This window comes from Imperialibacter sp. (assembly GCF_040222815.1).
Classification (GTDB): Bacteria; Bacteroidota; Bacteroidia; order Cytophagales; family Cyclobacteriaceae; genus Imperialibacter.
On the sequence record NZ_JAVKCH010000019.1, the window covers coordinates 299,623 to 318,184 of the forward strand.

Genomic DNA, 18,562 nt, shown 5'->3' on the forward strand with positions numbered 1-18,562 from the left:
AGCCGGTTCACTTAAACCAGTTGGCGGGAACGATTCATTTGGGTAAATTACCTACGACTAACCAACCACAAAATGATCAATCGTTTCCGCCAGTTTTTGCTGGTTATCCTGCTTCCTATCCTTTCCCTGCCCGCACTTGCGCAGTTCAGCCTTGAGGAGGTGATGTCTTACCCCTTTGCCACTGAGCTGGTAGCTGGCAAGGCAACCGATGCGATGGCCTGGGTCGAAAACAAAAGGGGGGTAAGAAATATCTACTTTGCAAAAGGGCCTGATGGGCCTTCGGTTCAGCTTACCAGCTATGGTAAGGACGATGGCCAGGAGATATCTTCACTTACCTTTTTTATGAATGACCAGTGGTTGCTCTACGTGCGGGGCAGTGCGCCCAACCGCAACGGCGAAATAGCCAACCCCGATAGCAACCCCGAAGGCGCCGAGCAAATCATCTGGCTTATTTCTACTGAAGGCGGTGATGCGATCAGGCTGGCCAATGGCTACGCTCCAGTGCCTCACCCAACCGACAATACCATTCTCTTTTCTAACCGAGTAGGTATTTTCCAAATAGCTGTCAATGAATACGGCATCCCCGAATCCGATAGTGAGAGGCTTCTATTTCAGGCCCGTGGTAGCAATGGCGGGCAGGCATGGTCACCTGATGGGATGGAAGTGCTTTTTACAAGCTCGAGAGGTGACCACAATTTCATAGGTATTTTCAATGCAGAAAAAGGAGAAGTCCGTTGGATGGCCCCGTCAGTGGGTAGAGATATGCTCCCAGTTTGGTCGCCCGATGGCAGGCAGGTAGCCTTTATCAGGTACAAGGGCTTGAAGAGAGATGAACTCGTCAACATTACTGGTGGAGAGTCATTTTCAATTCTGGTGGCTGATGCTGCTACCAGAGCAGCTAAAGAAGTATGGAGTTCGCCTTCTGATGATGGTGGCTTTGCCCAATCGTACCCGGCGGCTCCATTACGATGGACAAAAACGAACAGGTTATTCTTTTATTCAGAGCACAAGGGCTGGATGCATATTTACAGCATGAATCCGGACGGATCTGGACTTGTAGACTTAACGCCCGGAGCTTGTGAGGCAGAGGACAGCAATGTGTCGCCCGATGGCAGCACCCTGTACTTTTCTTCCAATTGTGGCGACATCGACAGAAGACACCTGTACAGCGTGGAAGTGAAAGGTGGAGCCCCGAAAGCACTGACAAAGGGAGAGGGAAGCGAAATAACACCGGTGCCGTTGGCATCTGGGAAGGGGCTGGCGATGCAATACATGGGGTATAACTTTGATAAGACTGTCGGTTTTCTGGCGTCTGGCGCTTCGACCGTTAAACAAATTTCCTCGACGGCTCCCCCGGCCTTTCCCGCTAAGTCGCTGGTCAAGCCAGAGCAGGTCATTTACAAATCCCCCGATGGCGTTGAAATTCACGCACAACTATTTACGCCTGCCACGCACAAAAAGGGTGAGAAGCATCCCGCTATTATTTTCATGCACGGCGGCCCCATCAGACAAATGCTGCTGACCTTCCACTATTCAAGCTATTATTCAAACGCCTATGCTTTCAACCAGTACCTGGCCAGCCAGGGCTATGTGGTGATGTCGGTGAATTATCGGGATGGAATTGGCTACGGCAAGGACTTCCGCAGAGCTGAAAACCAAGGCCCAAGGGGAGCCGCAGAATACCAGGACATTGTAGCGGGAGGCAAATACCTGCAAGGAAGGGCGGAAATAGACCCAGCCAAAATTGGCCTGTGGGGAGGCTCCTACGGCGGCTACCTCACTGCTATGGGCCTTGCAAGAAATCCGGAGCTTTTCAAAGCAGGTGTTGACCTTCATGGCGTGCACGATTGGGCTTTTCGGGCAAGGGAATTTGGCCCCCCGGGTGGTTGGTGGGGTATTAATGAAGAGCTGATGGACAAAGCCTATGCGTCTTCTCCCGTTTCTGACCTCTCGAAATGGACGGCTCCGGTGCTGCTGGTGCACGGCGACGACGACCGCAATGTGCTCTTTCAGCAAACCACTGACCTTGCCGAGACACTTAGAGAAAAAGGAGTGAACGTTGATCTGCTCATATTTCCCGACGAGGTGCACGGCTTCCTGCGGTATGATAGTTGGTTCCGAACTTTTGAAGCTGCCAAAGTTTACTTTGATAAAAATTTGAAGTAGTGGTCAGCGCATTCGTTGTGGCCTGGTGTCTTCACCAGCCACTTTTTCCCTCGCCGTGGCTTCGTGTCTTCACGTGTCACTTTTTCACACATTTTAATATCTTGCCTGCATGATGACAGTAGATTTCAGAAGTGATACAGTAACAAAGCCGACACCAGGCATGCTCGAAGCCATGATGACCTCTGAAGTTGGCGACGACGTTTTCGACGAGGATCCAACCATAAAAAAACTGGAAGCAAAAATAGCCAGCATGTTTGGGAAAGAGGCTGCTATTTACTGTCCTTCCGGGACCATGACCAACCAGATTGCCCTCCGCATCCACACCCAGCTACAGGACGAAGTTATCTGCGACAAACGCTCTCATATTTACCTCTATGAGGGTGGAGGTATCGCCAGCAATTCGCATATTTCGGCAAGACTGGTTGACGGCGACCGGGGCAGGCTTTCACCAGAGCACGTTCTCGAAAACATCAATAATCCGGATGATATCCATCTGCCATTAACCCGGCTGGTGTCACTCGAGAACACAATGAACAAAGGGGGAGGTGCTTATTACACGCTGGCTCAGACGAAAGCCGTGAGCGAGGCTGCCAGGACGAAAGGCTTGAAAATGCACCTGGACGGTGCCCGAATTTTCAATGCATTGGCGGAAACGGGCGATAAACCGAAGGACGTTGGCAATCTGTTTGATACTGTCTCTGTTTGTTTTTCCAAGGGACTTGGCGCTCCGGTAGGCTCTGCTTTGGTGGGTAGCCATGAGGACATCAAAAAGGCAAAACGGGTGCGCAAGGTATTTGGCGGCGGTATGCGACAGGCAGGGTTTTTGGCGGCTGCCTGCATCTATGCGCTCGACAACCATGTCGAAAGACTGAAAATTGATCACAAAAAGGCAAAGACATTAGGAGAGCAGGTGGCCACGCTTCCTTATGTGACCGGACTTTTGCCAGTGGATACCAATATTGTCATTTTTGAGTTGGACAAAAAGATCCTGGCGACAGACATGGTAGCCAAACTGAAAAAAGCAGGCATTTTAGCGGTGCCTTTCGGAAAGCATGAGGTAAGGCTGGTGACCCACCTGGACATCAATGACGACATGATTAGCTATTTTGATCAAGCTATCGGAAAGTTAAAAAGCGTGTTTTAATTGCCTCTTTTTACACTAACCAGATACACACCAAGGAAAATCAGTGCGGCAGAAATCACCTTGCCCATGGTCGGTAGTTCCCTTCCTGATACCACTTCAATAAGCGTGGCAAAAAGGGGCTGGAGAAATATGTAATAGCCTACTACCGACGAATTCACATACTTCAGGGCTGACACATTGGCAATGTAGGCAATGACGGTAGTTCCGAGCAGTACATAGCCGATACTGAGCCATTGGGCACCGCTTAAGTCACCAAATGGGATGGCAACTGCTTCGTGGATGGAAAAGGGAGCGACGAAGATCAATCCAAAAAGAAATGTCCACTTCACTACCGTTAAGGGGTGGTATCGTGCCATCAGTCGCTTGACCAAAACCAGGTAGATAGCATAAGAAATAGCGTTGCCAATCACCAAAAGGTCTCCCAAAAGAAAGCTGTTGCTGAAGGAAAACTCATGAAGGCCCACCAGAAAAACCGCTCCGCATAAGCCAAAGAAAAGTCCAAGTGCCTTTCTTCTGGTGATCCTCTCTTTCAGCAAAAAGTAAGACATGGTGACAACCACTACGGGAGTGAGGGTCATAATTAAAGCACCGTTGACAGGAGAAGTCATGCTGAGGCCCTGGAAAAACATGAGCATATTAATGGCAGCTCCAAAAAAGCCGCAAGCGACAAGCCTGACAAAATCTTTGCGGCTCTCTATTTTTTCGCTCGTGAATAGCGGATGGATGAGCCAAAAGACTGCCGTTGCAAACAACACACGTACAAGAATGAAAGCAAAAGGAGATACCGGTTCGGGCATAACCGATTTGGCAACGCTGTAGTTGGCACCGTAGAGTAAGCCCGTAATCAAAAGTGCAGGATGAACCCACCAGGGGTTTGCTTTCATGGCTGGGGATTAAGGCACGAAGGTAGGCACTATAACGCCTACATGCCAATTCAGGCTAGTTGCTGATTTGAATAGTTGTGGTAGTCAATGGTGAACCGGTCACGCCGTCATTGTATTTCCACGCTCCTCCATTTTGCAACAACCGAATAGCCTCCTGATCGCAGGCCTGGCAAAGCGGCTTTGTTACGTTAATATTCTGCGGAATGCCCTGAACGTTTAATGTAAAGCTTAGCCCCACTTCTCCGGTTACCATGTCAGCTGTTTTTAGCTGGTTGTCGGTCACATATTTTCTGAAAGCTTCTAATCCTGCTAAAGGTGTGGCGACTTGGGTGGTGGCAATTCTTGCTGACCTGGCAACCGGCTGACTGGCTTGATCGGCTTCCTTTTTTGCCTTTGCTGCACCACTACTCGCATCAGCCGCTGTAATGGCATTGAGCTCAGATAATTTGGGAGCAGCCACTTCTTGTGGCACCGTCTCAGTAGCAATATCTTTTTTTTCCGTCTCCTGCAATGCCAAACCAGCACCCTGACTGCTTTCTTCTGCCTGAGCAAATTCTATATCGTCTGCTAGAGTAAGGTCAGGCGTTTCTTCAGCAACCGCTATTTCATCATTAATTTCTTCTTCGTCAGCAACAGCTATCAGGGGGCCGCTGGTCTGTGCACTAGCCTTTGCTTCATCAGCTATCGGCTTCGTTGTTTCAACCGGCTGACTTTCGGCTACCAGATTCTGTTGAGAGGAGGTATTGTCGGCTGTTGACTTTGCCGAATCGGCCTGTTCTTCGGTTTCGTCCATCTCAATTGGCGCAGGGTCGTTGATGGCCACCGATGAATCCGCAGCTAACGTCCCGGCGGATGCATTTTCCTCCAATCCAGGAGACATTGTCAGTCTCCAGACGGAGAAGCCTGCCACCAACAGCAGCGTAACCACGGCTGCTATTTTCCAAACGTTGGAGAAGCTGTAAAAAGAAGCATTTTCAGACCGGGCCAGCTTCTTTTTCATGTCAGCCAGGTCTTTGGCCAGATGCTTCACGTCCATGTCCTGCAGGCCTTCCATCGCCTCATAAAGGAAAGGGTCATTTTCTGCCTTTCTTTCAAAGGCGTACTTTTCCTTGCTACTCATCTCTTCATTGAGATAGCGCAGAAGGTCTTTTTCTTCCTGGCTTTTTGATGGATCAATATCGTTTTTGGGCTTGCTCATTTTTTACTCTCAATACAGAGCTTCAAGTTCCTTTTTCCGTTTTGAATATGGCTTTTCACTTGTTTCACATCTATGCTTTTTTTCAAAGCGATCTCTTCATACGTCTTTTTGCTGAAATAGAACATCTCCACACATCCTTTCTGTTCCGTCTTCAGTTGCTCAAGGCATTGCTGTAGTTGCGGTGTGAGATCAGTTTCTTCTTCATCTAAAGGATGCACAACTTCGGTCGATTCCATAAATAGCTGCACATTTTTTTCCTGGATGCCTTTTTTGGAGCGAAGCTTCATCAGGCAATGATTTTTAGCGACGACAAAAAGCCAGCTTCGGAATTTTTCTATTTTTTGGGAAGGGCTGGTTTCGTAGAGCTTCTCAAAAACCTCCATGGCAGCATCTTTGGCCTCCTCTTTGTCACCCATGTATTTGAGGCAAACGCCATACACAAGAGCGAGATAGCGGTCATACAGTACTGCCAGCACCTGCCTGTCTTTTTCAGTCACGAACCCCTGCCACAGGGCCTCATCAGAAAATCTATCGAGTAATTCCAAACAGATGTTGCTTTTATAAACGGTCAGTCAATTGGTGACATAACGGACAAATCAAAAATAGTTGTGCCCAATTTATGGAATTTGAACTGGTCTTGCATCCTGTTATCAAAATCAAACAATGATGACAATGAAAAATATAGCAAAACCCCTCGTACTGATAGCCCTGGTGCTATCTTCATTTACTGCTTATAGCCCGGCATCCATAAAGATCAATGGTACGGTGCTGAATGAGAAAGATGGCAAGCCGCTGATTGATGTAAATGTAGCAGTCAAAACAACCGGCAAGACCACTGTCACCAATCAGAAAGGTGAATTCGGAATTTTTGTACCTACTGAGAACGATGTGCTCATTTTTACCAAACCAGGTTTTTTTAATAAGGAGGTAGCCGTGGTCGGAAGAAAGTTGCTGGAGGTGAGGATGAAAGCTGACCCCAGCTGGAAGCCTGCCGTTGCACCGAAACCGGAACGAAAAGAGCTGGCCGACGAAGAAGAGATTGTCTTTGATATGGTTGTGAGCCAACCAATGGAAAGAAGCATGAAGAAGTCGATGGCCATGGGAGCGGCTTACAGTACTGCTTATCAAATGGAGCCAGCACCTGTTATTCACAATACGGAAGGCTATGCTACCATCCACGAGAACGTTTTCCATCAACCGCTGAACGAACCGCTTTCTACTTTTTCTATCGATGTAGATGCAGCTTCTTACTCCAACATGCGCCGGTTTCTGAGCCAGGGCCAAAAGCCTCCGGTAGACGCCGTCCGCATTGAGGAAATGATCAACTACTTTGATTATGATTACCCACAGCCTGAAGGCAACGATCCTTTTTCTATCAACACCGAATTGTCTTATGCTCCGTGGAATCCAAAGCACTATCTGGTGCACATCGGCTTGCAAGGCAAAGTCATACCAACCGACAATCTACCTCCAAGCAACCTGGTATTTCTGATTGACGTGTCAGGCTCCATGAGCGACCCCAACAAGTTGCCCTTGTTGAAGTCGTCCTTCAAACTTTTGACGGAACAATTACGTCCGGTCGATAAGGTTGCTATTGTGGTGTATGCTGGTGCGGCTGGACTAGTGTTGCCTCCCACAAGTGGAAGCGATAAGCAAACCATTATGGAAGCTTTTGATAAACTACAGGCTGGCGGCTCCACCGCAGGAGGCGCTGGAATACATTTGGCTTACAAAACGGCTCTTGAAAATCTTGTCGAAGGTGGGAACAACCGTGTGATTCTCGCTACGGACGGCGACTTCAATGTTGGGGAGTCGAGCGATGCCAGCATGGAAAGATTGATTGAGCAGAAAAGAAATGATGGCATCTTCCTAACGGTTCTTGGCTTCGGCATGGGTAACTACAAAGACTCAAAAATGGAGATCCTGGCCGACAAGGGAAATGGCAATTATGCCTATATCGATAACATTCTTGAAGCGAAGAAAGTATTGGTCAACGAATTTGGTGGTACGCTGTTCACCATTGCTAAAGATGTGAAAATACAGGTGGAGTTCAATCCAGCCAAAGTACAAGCCTATAGGTTAATTGGCTATGAAAACAGGTTGTTGAACAAAGAAGATTTTAATGACGACAAGAAGGACGCCGGGGAATTAGGCTCAGGCCATACCGTAACGGCGCTGTATGAAATCATACCGGTGGGAGTCAACAGTAGCTTTCTGCCTGTTGATCCTTTGAAGTATCAGCAGAACACTGTGGTGCCTGATGCTGCCAAAACCGATGAGCTGATGACTGTGAAGCTCCGCTACAAGCAACCTGATGGAGACACCAGCAAGCTTTTGGTCAACACCATTATGGACAAGCCAGCGGCCAAAGCGTCGGAGAATTACAGATGGTCAGCTGCTGTTGCTGGTTTTGGCATGATGCTAAGAAACTCTGAGTTCAAAGGTGATATTACTTACGACCAGGTAGTGTCGCTGGCTACTGAAGCTAAAGGCCAGGATAAAAATGGCTACCGCATAGAATTCATCAATTTGGTGAAGTCGGCGATGCTACTCAACTAAGTCTGGATCTGGTATGTCTTTGCGCCTCTGCGTCTCTGCGAGAAGTTAATCAAACAGAGCTACAGAGGTGCTTTTTCATTCTAAATATGCCGTATTCTTCCGGCTCTTTGACTCAAAATTGTTTACTTTGTTTCCCCGGTAAAACGCCAAAGCACCAACATGTTCCAAAACACTTTTCCCCTCGCCGAACGCATGCGCCCCACCACCCTCGATCAGCTGATCGGGCAGGAGCACCTGGTAGGAGAGAAAGGTATTTTGAGGAAGGTGATCCTTTCTGGGCAAATACCGTCAATGATCTTTTGGGGGCCTCCCGGCGTTGGGAAAACCACCATGGCCAATATCATTGCCAATACGCTGAAGGTGCCGTTCGAAACGCTTAGTGCGGTGAGCGCCGGAGTGAAAGATGTGCGGGAGGTGATTCAGAAAGCCAGGCCAGGCATCCGCACGGTATTGTTCATTGACGAGATTCATCGTTTCAATAAATCGCAGCAGGATGCGCTATTGGGGGCTGTGGAGAAAGGTAAAATCACACTCATTGGTGCCACAACGGAAAACCCGAGCTTTGAAATTAACTCGGCCCTGCTTAGTCGCTGCCAGGTGTATACCCTGAAGGCTCTTGAGGTAAAAGACCTTGAGAACCTGCTGGCCAATGCCATGAAGGCGGACGAAAAATTGAAGGACAGGAAGATCAAGCTGAAGGAGAAGGCGGCTTTGTTCCGGCTGTCCGGCGGTGATGCCAGGAAACTTCTGAATTTGTTTGAACTGGTCACTGACCAGTACGCCGACGACCCTTTGGAGATTACCGACGAGATGGTGACCAGCACCGCCCAGCAGCGGATCAGCATTTACGACAAGTCGGGCGAGCAGCACTACGATATTATTTCTGCCTTTATTAAATCCATCCGGGGAAGTGACCCAAATGCGGCGGTTTATTATTTGGCTCGTATGATTGAAGGAGGTGAGGATGTGAAGTTCATCGCCAGGCGCATGCTTATTCTGGCTTCAGAGGACATTGGCAATGCGAACCCCAATGCGCTGCTGCTAGCCACTTCTGCTTTTCAGGCGGTGACCATGATAGGCTACCCCGAGTCCCGTATTATCCTTTCTCAATGTGCTACTTACCTGGCCTGTTCGCCAAAAAGCAACGCCAGCTACGAGGCCATCAACAGCGCCATTTCCCTTGTGAATCAAACGGGAGACCTTTCTGTTCCTCTGGCCATTCGCAATGCGCCTACCAAGCTGATGAAAGACCTCAATTATGGCAAGGACTACCAATATGCTCATAGCCACAAGGGCAACTTTGCCGAGATGGAGTTTTTACCCGAAGAAATCAAAGGCACGAAACTATACGACCCCGGGAAGAACGCCCGTGAGGAAGAAATGAGAAAGCAGCTGCGGACTCTGTGGAAAGAGAAGTACGGGTATTAGCGGTGGTGCCCACAGCGTCAGCTGGTGGCACCACCTTTAAACAACTGCATTATACCACCGTCTTACTCCGTCTTTCTAATAGCACAGTATCTCTCCATATCCCCTCAAGCTGCGCAATTTTTTCCCGGTAGCCATATTCCCGGAAACCCATGCTTTTGTGAAGGGCAATGGTGGCCACATTCTCTCTGAAAACCGAAGACTGCAAAGTCCAGAAGCCCTCCGACTCCGCTGCAACGATCAGTTCCTGAAACAGCGCTTTCCCAAGGCCTTTTCCCTTGAAATCATTTTTAATATAGATACTCACCTCAGCTACTCCTTTATAAGCCTGTCGCTTCGAGACTGGACTTAGCGCTGCCCAGCCAACGACTTGCCCATTTACTTTGGCAACCAGCCGACAGTTTTGCAGATGTCCGGCATCCCAATTTTCCCAGCCGGGGCTTTGGGTTTCAAATGTCGCCAGCCCCGTTTCAATACCCTCCAGGTAGATGCATTCTACCTCTGGCCAGTCGGCGGGTACCATTTCAGCTATCTCAGTTTTCATTTGAAGCAATTTTTAGTACCAGGTACACCTCTCAGTTGGCGCTGGCAGTACCTGTCAGCCAAGCTAAGCAAAATCAGTTACAGCACGCCGCTGCCGACGAAGCAAGTTCCAGACTTGGTTTGCAAACTGTAGGCTGAGCAAATAACTTGATGCTTAGCGTGTTCTCATCATTTTCAATTTGTTCCACACTATAGACCGACGTTCTAAGCTCTCCGTGTCCCCATTCGAAAAACACTTCGGCCTCTTTGTCCATCGGATCTTTCTTGTCGACCAAATCTAATATGGAAAGTGCTTTGTCGGTGGTCCAGGGTTTTCTTATAGCCTCCAGATCATTTACGTAAAGCTGCACAACCGTTTGGTTGAACGCCAGTTTTCTTCCTCCACAATCGACGGATGTAATTTTTTGGTTTTTCACCTCGGTGATGTGAAAAGTGGCCGGAACAAATTGGCCAAGGGCATACTCAAACTCAAGGTTGTTTCCTTTTGCTGACCTAAGCAATGACAGTAGTTCTTGTGTTTTCATTATTAATCGTATTATTACGATGGTTAGTGGTAAAAAATAAGTCGGACTGACCGACACGTATATTAATCGTAATATTACGATACAATGTTTCACTTTTACATCATTTTTTTTAGCAACGTGTATTCTACCCAAAGTGTGTGATTCCATGCCGGGCAGGAATGGGCAATGTGGAAAAGCCTGAAACGGCCCATTTTTTGGAGCCAACTCGGCTTTACCGCCGAAAGCATCGAGCCATAGAACCATGGATAGCTGACTCGCTCCAACCTGTATAACTCGATTTCTCGCAAGGGTTTCACGCCAAGTTTTAACAAGCTAATGGCATAGATCATAGCTTTGAAGTCGTTCCTTTCCGTCGCTAAAAGCGCTTCAACATCAGACACGAAACCTGCGATCAGGGGCTCCAATTTCTCTCGATCCCCACTAAGCCATTTGGCGAGGTGATAGGCAATGACGGCGCTATCTGGGTAGTAGGGTGCCACCTCATAGGGTGTTTTTATATACCTTTTGGTCAGAATGATGTCTTTTAAATAGGCCTCTGAAGTTCCCGTGAACGCCGTCGGTAAGAGCTTATGATGCTGAAATAGGCTCAACAGGTTAATCATGGCACACGCATCCACCACCCATGGCATTTTGTCGCCCAGCCAGGCGGCATAAACCCGGGGCTGCTTAGGATAATGTCGGAGAAAATGCTCGTCAATGTCCTGCTGCAGGCTAAGTATGGTTAGCTTGTTTGATGACAGTGCCGAATAAACCAGGGCTGTGTCATCAATATCGTCGGGTAAGCGAAAAAAATCGAACCGATGCAGCACTTTCCCATTTGGAAAAGGGATGTCGGGATTGGTTGGCCAGAAGTTGTAGTGCATCCGGCCTCGGCGGCTTTTGTAGAGCGGAAAGGTGTCGACAATTCCGGCGATAATCTTATCAGCCCGTTCTGTTTGGGAAGACGTCATGAGGTGCTTCCACTGCTGCAGCTTACCTGCGATCAGAGCCGGAAAAAAGACATTGGGGTCAGAGCGTTTGATTTGAAACAGCGGATAGGTTCGAAACGACGGAATGCTGCCAGCAGGCAAGCCGAGTTTTGTGGCTTCCAACTGTTCCTGTTCAAGAACGGTTAGCCAATCATCTATTTTCATTGCTATTTCTGTCACAGAGTAAATTAACGGTCTTTAGCTTCTTGAAGTACGGTCAAACAGGCTTTTTATATAATGCTCCTTTCACCAGAAGCTATTATTCTTATTTTTGTCGATTGTACAAAACTCATTCCCAACAATTCTACTATTAACCTATCCCGTATGATGCAGCAAATCAACGATTTTCTGGTTCTTATCGACAGCTTTATCGGCAGTGCCGATTGGTTTGTTTACTTCCTGCTTGGAACCGGCCTCTTCTTTACCATTTACCTCAAGTTTCCTCAGATACGCTTCTTCCGCCACGCACTGCGGGTGGTGTCAGGTAAATACGACAAATCTGACCTTCCTGGCGACACGTCCCATTTTCAGGCATTGTCCACAGCGCTATCAGGCACAGTAGGCACCGGTAATATAGCTGGTGTGGCTTTGGCCATTCACCTGGGGGGCCCTGCGGCACTATTCTGGATGTTGATGACTGCTGCCCTGGGCATGACCACCAAATTTGTGGAGGTAACACTCTCTCACAAATACAGGGAAACTGTTGCCGACGGTTCACAAGCAGGTGGCCCCATGTATTATATGAAGAATGCCAATTTTATACTGTTTGGCAAAAAAGTGAGCCTGGGTTGGGTGGCTACTCTTTTTGCCATAGCCACTGTATTGTCTTCATTTGGTACTGGTAGCTTGCCTCAAATCAATAGTATTTCCAACTCTGTGTTTGCCACGTTCGGCATCGAGCATTGGATCACAGGTCTTGTGCTGTCTATTTTCCTTGGAATGGTCATTATCGGCGGGATCAAAAGAATTGCTGCCGTTACTTCTAAGCTGGTACCAGCCATGGCAATCATTTACTTCATTGGTGCTTTTGCTGTTATTTTCTACAACGCTGGGAATATCATTCCTTCCTTCGTTTCCATTTTTGCTGATGTGTTTACTGGCTCTGCTGCCACAGGCGGCTTTTTAGGTGCCACGTTGGCTTATGCTTTCAACAGAGGTGTGAACAGAGGCTTGTTTTCCAATGAAGCTGGTCAGGGTTCAGCACCTATTGCTCACGCTTCAGCTAAAGCCAACGAGCCTCTTTCAGAAGGTATGGTGGCTATTCTGGAGCCATTTATTGATACAATAATAATCTGTACTGTAACTGGCCTGGTGCTACTCTCAAGCGGCGTTTGGAATGAAAAGCATCAGAATGTTTTTCAAAGCACTGATATGTTTGTACTGGACAGAACTTATGACGAAAATAATCCGCAGGACCAGGAGAAACTCTTCGGACACCTTACTAACAAAAGCGCCGTTGCTTTATATAATGGCGACTTGAATGTGCAGGATGGCTCGGTGACCAACAACCTGTCAATCATTCATGCACGCTCGATAGCCGAAGATGTAAAGATTTCAAAAGCGGGCAGCCCCTTCACCGGGTCTGTCAAAGTGCAAAACGGTAATTTGGTAGATCCGGCTGGTGACATTCTTGTCGAAGGAAAGTCGCTGGTGCACAGTGCTCCCCTTACTACCATCGCCTTTACCAGGAGTTTCTTTGGAGATGCCGGACAGTATATTGTCGCTATCGGGCTGCTGCTTTTTGCTTTTAGCACGGCTATTTCCTGGTCATATTATGGCGACAGAGCCATGACCTTCCTGCTTGGGCCTAAGTCAGTGATGCCATATCACATTATTTATACCATTGCCTTTTTCTTTGCTTCTTTTACCGATACCACTATCATCTGGACGTTATCAGGCATCACTATTGCCCTGATGACCATCCCAAACCTAATCGGCATTTTGTGGCTAAGGAAGGAGATGCCTCAGATCATCAAGGATTACGGCGAGTTTTTCGACAAGAACTTCCCTGGCTTGAAGCATCCGAAATTTAAGTAACGCTTCGGAGCCTGACTAACAAAAAAGCCTTCCGTTCCAAAGTGGAACGGAAAGCTTTTGATTTTGGAACTAATGTATTTCCTTATCAGGCTTCAGCAAAGGCCTTTTTTTCTTTTGCTACAACAGCATCGTCAGCCGCCAGTTGCTCGACAGACTTAATTCTGGATCCAAGGAAAATACAAACCACAGTAACGGCAATGGCAAAATACCCGACCCAGTTGTACCTGGCCAGGCTTCCGCCGTTGTCAATAACAATCACACCGGCAATCAGTGAGGCCAGCCCGGCCGCCAGCTGCTGTACCGATGAGCTAATGCTCATGAAGCTCCCCCTGTTCTGCGGTTTTACCGAAGAGGTAATCATTGCCATAGCGGGGATCATTCGGCCTCCACCGAGAACAAAGAAAAGCCCGGTTACCACCAAAGCCGCTGCTACTGGCACCGGAGGCATATGCGTAATCAGAAAGACGGGAATAATAGCGGCACTGGCACAAACAATGAAGACAGTCTTTTTTCCGAATTTATCGGCAAGTCTGCCTATGAAAGGGGAGGTGAAAATGGTCAGTCCGCCGCCAACCAGGTAGATGTAAGTTATTTGGTCGCCCTCAAAACCCACATTTCGGATCATATAAGGTGCGATAAACGGAATAATGGAGAACTGTCCCAGTATTAGTGTCAGCATGAAGAGCAGTGCCAGCTTTTGGTTGGGTAGCGAGATGGCATTTGTTAGTACCTTGGCGGGGCTGGGTCGATCCGATTTTTTTACCATATGCCCAGTGAGTGAAGGGATAAATTTGAATATCGCCACGGTGATTAAAGTGCCCATGCCGGCCAAAAGCAAGAATGGAGCATGCCAACTAAACTTTTCTGCTAGGAAATAACCAAAAGGCACTCCTGCCACCGATGCTACTGAAAAAGCGGCCATCACAATCCCCATGCCTTGTCCTCTGCGTTCATCCGGCGTCACATCGGCCACCACCGACAATATCAATGCCCCCAATACTCCACCAAAAGCGCCGGTAAGGCTTCTTGCAAAAAGAAGAACGACGTAAGTTGGGGCAAGGGCACATGCAATGGTGCCGACCACAAATCCAACATTAAGAAACAGGAGTGCCTTTCTTCGGTCGAATCTATCGATGACAAAGGCCGCCATAAATCCGAATATGCCCGCTGTAAATGTATAGCTGGAGACAATGAGGCTAAACTGCTGGGGCGTGATTTCAAATACCTTCATGAGCAAATCCCCAAGGGGCATAATGATCATGAAGTCCATAATATGAGTGAAATTTATTCCGGCAAGGGTAAAAAGGATGATTTTTTCCTTCGACATGATAAAGTTAGATCAGGTTTTGGTGAGCAAAGCATATTCAACACGCTTTAGCACCAAACAGTTGCCAGTTATCCGCAAAAAAATAAGAAAATAACACACCGATCACATCAGCAAAGAGCTTATGAACAATTTGTTAGGTGAGGTATGTGCCTTTACTGTGTTCGAATGGCAATAACAGGATCCAGCCTTGAGGCGGTAGCAGCAGGTATGATGCCCGACGCCATACCAATAACAGCCGATACGCCCAGGCCAAGAATAATGTTGCCTACCGTAAGTTGCAGGTCGAGCGTTCCCAGGCTCACAAAGGATATCAGATAGACCAGGAAGATACCGGTTCCGCCTCCAATCACGCTGAGGAAGATCGCTTCAAACAAGAATTGAAACAGGATAAAGTAGTTTTTGGCACCGAGCGACTTTTGAATACCAATAATATTCGTTCGCTCTTTTACGGACACAAACATGATATTGGCAATACCAAAACCACCTACCAGAATGGAGAAACTGCCTATCACCCAGCCAGCAACACTCAGTACGTCAAAAGTCGAGCTGATAAAGTTCACCAGCGCTTCGGGGCGGTTGAGGGCAAAGTCATCTTCCTGTTTTGGCTTGAGTCCCCGCCTTTGGCGCATGAGTCCTCGTAGCTCGTACTCCAACTCGACCAATCCAATGTCTGAAGATTTGCCTTTTGCCGTAATTGATGAGCCTATTCCATCTCTGGCACCGCTGTAGTAGAGTTTTAGAAAAGTCTTGTAGGGCACATAGATATTGTCGTCGTTGCTGGGTGTTCCGAGGAATCCCTCACCCTCTTCTTTAATCGTGCCAATCACGTAGTACTTCAGGCCTCGCATGGCTATTGTTTTGCCTACAGGATCCTCGTAGGGAAAAAGATCTTTGGCAATTCGGGCGCCAATAATGGCAACATTGCGGGCGGCATCGGCTTCCAGTCGGGTAAAATACCTGCCTTTTTCAAGAGGTATTTCATATACATCCTTATGGTCAAAAGCCACACCCATAAGGTCGGAGGAGGTCGAATTGTTTTTTTGTTTGGCCGTAACACCACCTCTTCGGGCAGAGATAGTTATGGCTTCAAAGCTGTCACCATTTTCCAGCAGAAACTGATAATCAGTATAGGTAGGCTGCGGCCGATTCATGTACTTCCACCAGGGATATGGCCCGCCGCCAAACCCATAGGGCCATTTTTCGACATTGATATTGTCTGATCCAAGAAAGTTAAGGCTGTCTTTAACGCTGCGTTCAAGGCTGTCCACAATCGTGAACACGGCAATGATGGCGAAGATGCCAATGGTCACCCCTAATAAGGAAAGAACCGTTCTCAGAAGATTAGACCTAAGAGCGTTCCAGGCAAACCTGAAGCTTTCGAGTGTTAAGCGGATGATCAGCAAGGCTTTTTATTTATTAGTTGACATTCAATACAAATAATTACATCGTACTGAAACTTTCTATATCTTTGCATCCTTTATTTGACGGACTACCACCTCCTTCACAATTTAATACCGTAATATTAAATGAAATTATCAGAATTTAAATTTGACCTCCCTGCGGGACTGGTCGCCCTTTATCCCTCTGAAAACAGAGATGAATCTCGTTTAATGGTTTTGCACAGAGATTCAGGAAAAATTGAACACAAAACTTTTAAGGACATAGTTGACTACTTCGATGAAGGAGACAACTTTATCATTAACGACACAAAGGTTTTCCCTGCCAGGTTATACGGTAATAAGGAAAAAACAGGTGCTAAAATTGAAGTATTTCTTCTAAGAGAGCTCAACAAAGAGTTGCACTTGTGGGATGTGCTTGTGGATCCTGCACGTAAGATCAGAGTGGGCAACAAGCTCTACTTTGGTGATGGAGACCTTGTCGCAGAGGTTATTGACAACACTACTTCAAGAGGAAGAACCATCAGGTTCCTTTATGATGGCGAAGGAGTTGACTTCTATAAGATGATCGATACCCTTGGAGAAACACCACTTCCAAAGTACATCAAAAGAAAAGCTGAGCCAGACGATAGAGAGCGTTTCCAAACTATCTACGCAGAGAATGTTGGGGCTGTAGCGGCACCTACCGCAGGTTTGCACTTCACCAAGCAACTGATGAAACGCCTGGAGATCAAAGGTGTTGAAATCAACCCAATTACGCTGCACATCGGCTTGGGCACTTTCCGTCCTGTAGATGTTGAAGACCTGACCAAGCATAAAATGGATTCAGAGAACTTCTTCGTCCGCCAGCCAACAGTGGACATGGTCAACAAAGCTATCGATGAGAAGAAAAGAGTGGTGGCAGTAGGCACTACGGTGATGAGATCATTGGAGTCTTCGGTGTCTGCCAGCAACCGCTTAAAGCCCAATGAAGGCTGGACGGATAAATTTATTTTCCCTCCCTACGAATTCAAGATTTGCAATGCTTTGATTTCTAACTTCCACATGCCTGAATCAACCCTGTTGATGATGGCGAGCGCTTTCGGAGGCTATGACCTAGTGATGGAAGCTTACCGTGTGGCAATCAAAGAAAAATATCGTTTCTTCAGCTATGGCGATGCCATGCTGATTCTGTAACGAAGCAGATTTCTTTTAAGAAGCTCCTGTTTACAAAACTTCGGCGTTATCTTTCGAAGGTTTAACAAACAGGAGCTTTTTTATGCCTGAAAAGTACGTGATCATAGTAGCTGGGGGCTCCGGAAGCAGAATGGGCAGTGCACTGCCCAAGCAGTTTCTGGAGGTAAACGGCCGCCCGATACTCATGCGTACAATAGAAGTGTTTTTCTCCTTCGATCCTTCCATTGCCGTCATCCTGGTGTTGCCTCAAAGCAACATGGCTCTTTGGAAGGAGCTCTGCGAAGAGCATCGTTTTTTGCCCGCACATCAAACAGTGGCGGGTGGTGCTTCCAGGTTTCAATCAGTGAGAAATGGTTTAGAGCACTTGCCAGACAAAGGACTGGTGGCCATTCACGATGGAGTTCGTCCATTTGTGTCGGCCGAGGTTATTGCTCAGGGTTTTAAAGTAGCATCAAAGCAAGGCAATGCGATAGTTTCCTTGTCACTGAAGGAGTCGATTCGTGAGGTGTCTGGCTCTGGTAATAAGTCGGCAGCACGTGATCGATCCAAATACAAATTGGTCCAAACTCCTCAGACATTCGACATTGGCTTGATCAAGAAGGCTTACATGCAGCCCGAAAGTGCCCTGTTTACCGACGATGCCAGTGTGGTGGAGTCGGCTGGGGAATCAATAGTGCTTATAGAGGGCAACGAGGAAAACATAAAAATTACCCATCCTGCCGATTTGCTGATTGCGGACGCATTCCTGAAAAACAAAAAAAGCCCGATATAAGCTATCGGGCCATAATTTTAGCCATTATTCCTATTGACGACGGGTATTAATACTCGTCTTCGTTGAAAAAGAAATCTTCTTTGGTCGGGTAGTCCGGCCATATTTCTTCAATGCTTTCGTACGGTTGACCATCATCTTCTAGCTCTTGCAGGTTTTCTACTACTTCTAGTGGTGCTCCTGATCTAATGGAGTAGTCAATTAATTCGTCCTTGGTGGCGGGCCATGGGGCGTCTTCAAGATACGAAGCCAGTTCAAGTGTCCAATACATGATCTATACCTCCAATTTTGTTCTGTTTTTCAAATAGTGCGCAAAATTAGTCATCAGTTTTTGTAATCAAAGGCCTTTATTAAATTTCTCATACACAATAAGTTAAATCGGCTCTGAATCGCTGCAAACGGGCAAAATAGGCATGCCCAATCACAGCGCTGATGGCTTCATTTT

Annotated in this window: 16 protein-coding genes; 7 read left to right on the forward strand and 9 right to left on the reverse strand. The window is 47.4% G+C overall.

What is annotated here, in order from left to right; translation table 11 throughout:
* Positions 1-72 precede the first annotated feature (72 nt).
* Together RIF36_RS09110 and RIF36_RS09115 are read left to right on the forward strand one after the other, a co-directional pair.
* The gene (locus RIF36_RS09110; protein ID WP_350121233.1) at positions 73-2,166 is read left to right on the forward strand and encodes a S9 family peptidase; all 2,094 of its coding nucleotides are present in this window, start codon (positions 73-75) and stop codon (positions 2,164-2,166) included.
* Positions 2,167-2,275: 109 nt separating this feature from the next.
* Entirely contained in the window at positions 2,276-3,310 is a 1,035-nt protein-coding gene (locus RIF36_RS09115) for a threonine aldolase family protein (protein WP_350121236.1), read from the forward strand.
* On the opposite strand, the gene RIF36_RS09120 is transcribed toward RIF36_RS09115, so the two are convergent.
* Genes RIF36_RS09120 through RIF36_RS09130 form a run of 3 tightly spaced genes read right to left on the reverse strand, consistent with a single transcriptional unit; the run spans position 3,307 to position 5,937 of the window.
* Complete coding sequence (locus RIF36_RS09120) at positions 3,307-4,194, reverse strand: DMT family transporter (RefSeq protein WP_350149338.1); 888 nt, start codon at positions 4,192-4,194, stop codon at positions 3,307-3,309. The two genes, RIF36_RS09115 and RIF36_RS09120, sit on opposite strands and share 4 nt — an antisense overlap.
* 55 nt (positions 4,195-4,249) lie before the next feature.
* The gene (locus tag RIF36_RS09125) at positions 4,250-5,392 is read right to left on the reverse strand and encodes an energy transducer TonB (RefSeq protein WP_350121242.1); all 1,143 of its coding nucleotides are present in this window, start codon (positions 5,390-5,392) and stop codon (positions 4,250-4,252) included.
* Positions 5,389-5,937: an RNA polymerase sigma factor gene (locus RIF36_RS09130; protein WP_350094105.1), complete on the reverse strand. Its 549-nt coding sequence runs from the start codon at positions 5,935-5,937 to the stop codon at positions 5,389-5,391. Before RIF36_RS09130 ends, RIF36_RS09125 begins: the two co-directional genes overlap by 4 nt.
* A 127-nt stretch (positions 5,938-6,064) precedes the next feature.
* On the opposite strand from RIF36_RS09130, the gene RIF36_RS09135 reads away from it, so the two are divergent.
* Entirely contained in the window at positions 6,065-7,951 is a 1,887-nt protein-coding gene (locus tag RIF36_RS09135; protein ID WP_350121245.1) for a vWA domain-containing protein, read from the forward strand.
* A 159-nt stretch (positions 7,952-8,110) separates the two neighbouring features.
* Positions 8,111-9,379, forward strand: a complete 1,269-nt coding sequence (locus RIF36_RS09140) for a replication-associated recombination protein A (RefSeq protein ID WP_350121248.1) — start codon at positions 8,111-8,113, stop codon at positions 9,377-9,379.
* A gap of 49 nt (positions 9,380-9,428) precedes the next feature.
* Here the strand turns inward: RIF36_RS09140 and RIF36_RS09145 are convergent, their stop codons facing one another.
* The 3 genes from RIF36_RS09145 to RIF36_RS09155 form a co-directional block, all read right to left on the reverse strand.
* Positions 9,429-9,920 carry a GNAT family N-acetyltransferase gene (locus RIF36_RS09145; protein ID WP_350121251.1) on the reverse strand — a complete coding sequence of 164 codons (492 nt, stop codon included), beginning with the start codon at positions 9,918-9,920 and terminating at the stop codon, positions 9,429-9,431.
* Positions 9,921-9,993: 73 nt separating this feature from the next.
* On the reverse strand, positions 9,994-10,443 hold the full coding sequence (locus RIF36_RS09150; RefSeq protein WP_350121254.1) for a DUF6428 family protein: 450 nt from the start codon (positions 10,441-10,443) through the stop codon (positions 9,994-9,996).
* A gap of 95 nt (positions 10,444-10,538) precedes the next feature.
* Positions 10,539-11,576, reverse strand: coding sequence for a hypothetical protein (locus RIF36_RS09155; RefSeq protein WP_350121256.1), 1,038 nt, complete (start codon positions 11,574-11,576; stop codon positions 10,539-10,541).
* A gap of 159 nt (positions 11,577-11,735) precedes the next feature.
* On the opposite strand from RIF36_RS09155, the gene RIF36_RS09160 reads away from it, so the two are divergent.
* Entirely contained in the window at positions 11,736-13,448 is a 1,713-nt protein-coding gene (locus RIF36_RS09160) for an alanine/glycine:cation symporter family protein (protein WP_350121259.1), read from the forward strand.
* An 85-nt stretch (positions 13,449-13,533) separates the two neighbouring features.
* On the opposite strand, the gene RIF36_RS09165 is transcribed toward RIF36_RS09160, so the two are convergent.
* The gene (locus RIF36_RS09165) at positions 13,534-14,775 is read right to left on the reverse strand and encodes an MFS transporter (RefSeq protein WP_350121261.1); all 1,242 of its coding nucleotides are present in this window, start codon (positions 14,773-14,775) and stop codon (positions 13,534-13,536) included.
* Between the two features lie 152 nt (positions 14,776-14,927).
* A complete protein-coding gene (locus RIF36_RS09170; protein WP_350121264.1) occupies positions 14,928-16,178 on the reverse strand; it encodes an ABC transporter permease in 1,251 nt (416 codons plus the stop codon).
* 123 nt (positions 16,179-16,301) lie between these two features.
* Between RIF36_RS09170 and queA the strand changes: the two genes are divergently transcribed.
* Entirely contained in the window at positions 16,302-17,348 is a 1,047-nt protein-coding gene (queA, locus tag RIF36_RS09175; protein ID WP_151996350.1) for a tRNA preQ1(34) S-adenosylmethionine ribosyltransferase-isomerase QueA, read from the forward strand.
* 82 nt (positions 17,349-17,430) lie between these two features.
* Entirely contained in the window at positions 17,431-18,120 is a 690-nt protein-coding gene (locus RIF36_RS09180; RefSeq protein ID WP_350121266.1) for a 2-C-methyl-D-erythritol 4-phosphate cytidylyltransferase, read from the forward strand.
* A 46-nt stretch (positions 18,121-18,166) separates the two neighbouring features.
* Here RIF36_RS09180 and RIF36_RS09185 read toward each other — a convergent pair whose 3' ends face one another.
* Entirely contained in the window at positions 18,167-18,388 is a 222-nt protein-coding gene (locus tag RIF36_RS09185) for a DUF2795 domain-containing protein (RefSeq protein ID WP_039751840.1), read from the reverse strand.
* Positions 18,389-18,562: the final 174 nt, after the last annotated feature.

What these genes read in the sequence shown, in the direction of transcription:
- RIF36_RS09110 (WP_350121233.1), top strand. Translation starts at nt 73, where the DNA reads ATGATCAATCGTTTCCGCCAGTTTTTGCTGGTTATCCTGCTTCCTATC.
- RIF36_RS09115 (WP_350121236.1), top strand. Translation starts at nt 2,276, where the DNA reads ATGATGACAGTAGATTTCAGAAGTGATACAGTAACAAAGCCGACACCA.
- RIF36_RS09120 (WP_350149338.1), bottom strand. Translation starts at nt 4,194, where the DNA reads ATGAAAGCAAACCCCTGGTGGGTTCATCCTGCACTTTTGATTACGGGC.
- RIF36_RS09125 (WP_350121242.1), bottom strand. Translation starts at nt 5,392, where the DNA reads ATGAGCAAGCCCAAAAACGATATTGATCCATCAAAAAGCCAGGAAGAA.
- RIF36_RS09135 (WP_350121245.1), top strand. Translation starts at nt 6,065, where the DNA reads ATGAAAAATATAGCAAAACCCCTCGTACTGATAGCCCTGGTGCTATCT.
- RIF36_RS09140 (WP_350121248.1), top strand. Translation starts at nt 8,111, where the DNA reads ATGTTCCAAAACACTTTTCCCCTCGCCGAACGCATGCGCCCCACCACC.
- RIF36_RS09145 (WP_350121251.1), bottom strand. Translation starts at nt 9,920, where the DNA reads ATGAAAACTGAGATAGCTGAAATGGTACCCGCCGACTGGCCAGAGGTA.
- RIF36_RS09150 (WP_350121254.1), bottom strand. Translation starts at nt 10,443, where the DNA reads ATGAAAACACAAGAACTACTGTCATTGCTTAGGTCAGCAAAAGGAAAC.
- RIF36_RS09155 (WP_350121256.1), bottom strand. Translation starts at nt 11,576, where the DNA reads ATGAAAATAGATGATTGGCTAACCGTTCTTGAACAGGAACAGTTGGAA.
- RIF36_RS09160 (WP_350121259.1), top strand. Translation starts at nt 11,736, where the DNA reads ATGATGCAGCAAATCAACGATTTTCTGGTTCTTATCGACAGCTTTATC.
- RIF36_RS09165 (WP_350121261.1), bottom strand. Translation starts at nt 14,775, where the DNA reads ATGTCGAAGGAAAAAATCATCCTTTTTACCCTTGCCGGAATAAATTTC.
- queA (WP_151996350.1), top strand. Translation starts at nt 16,302, where the DNA reads ATGAAATTATCAGAATTTAAATTTGACCTCCCTGCGGGACTGGTCGCC.
- RIF36_RS09180 (WP_350121266.1), top strand. Translation starts at nt 17,431, where the DNA reads ATGCCTGAAAAGTACGTGATCATAGTAGCTGGGGGCTCCGGAAGCAGA.
- RIF36_RS09185 (WP_039751840.1), bottom strand. Translation starts at nt 18,388, where the DNA reads ATGTATTGGACACTTGAACTGGCTTCGTATCTTGAAGACGCCCCATGG.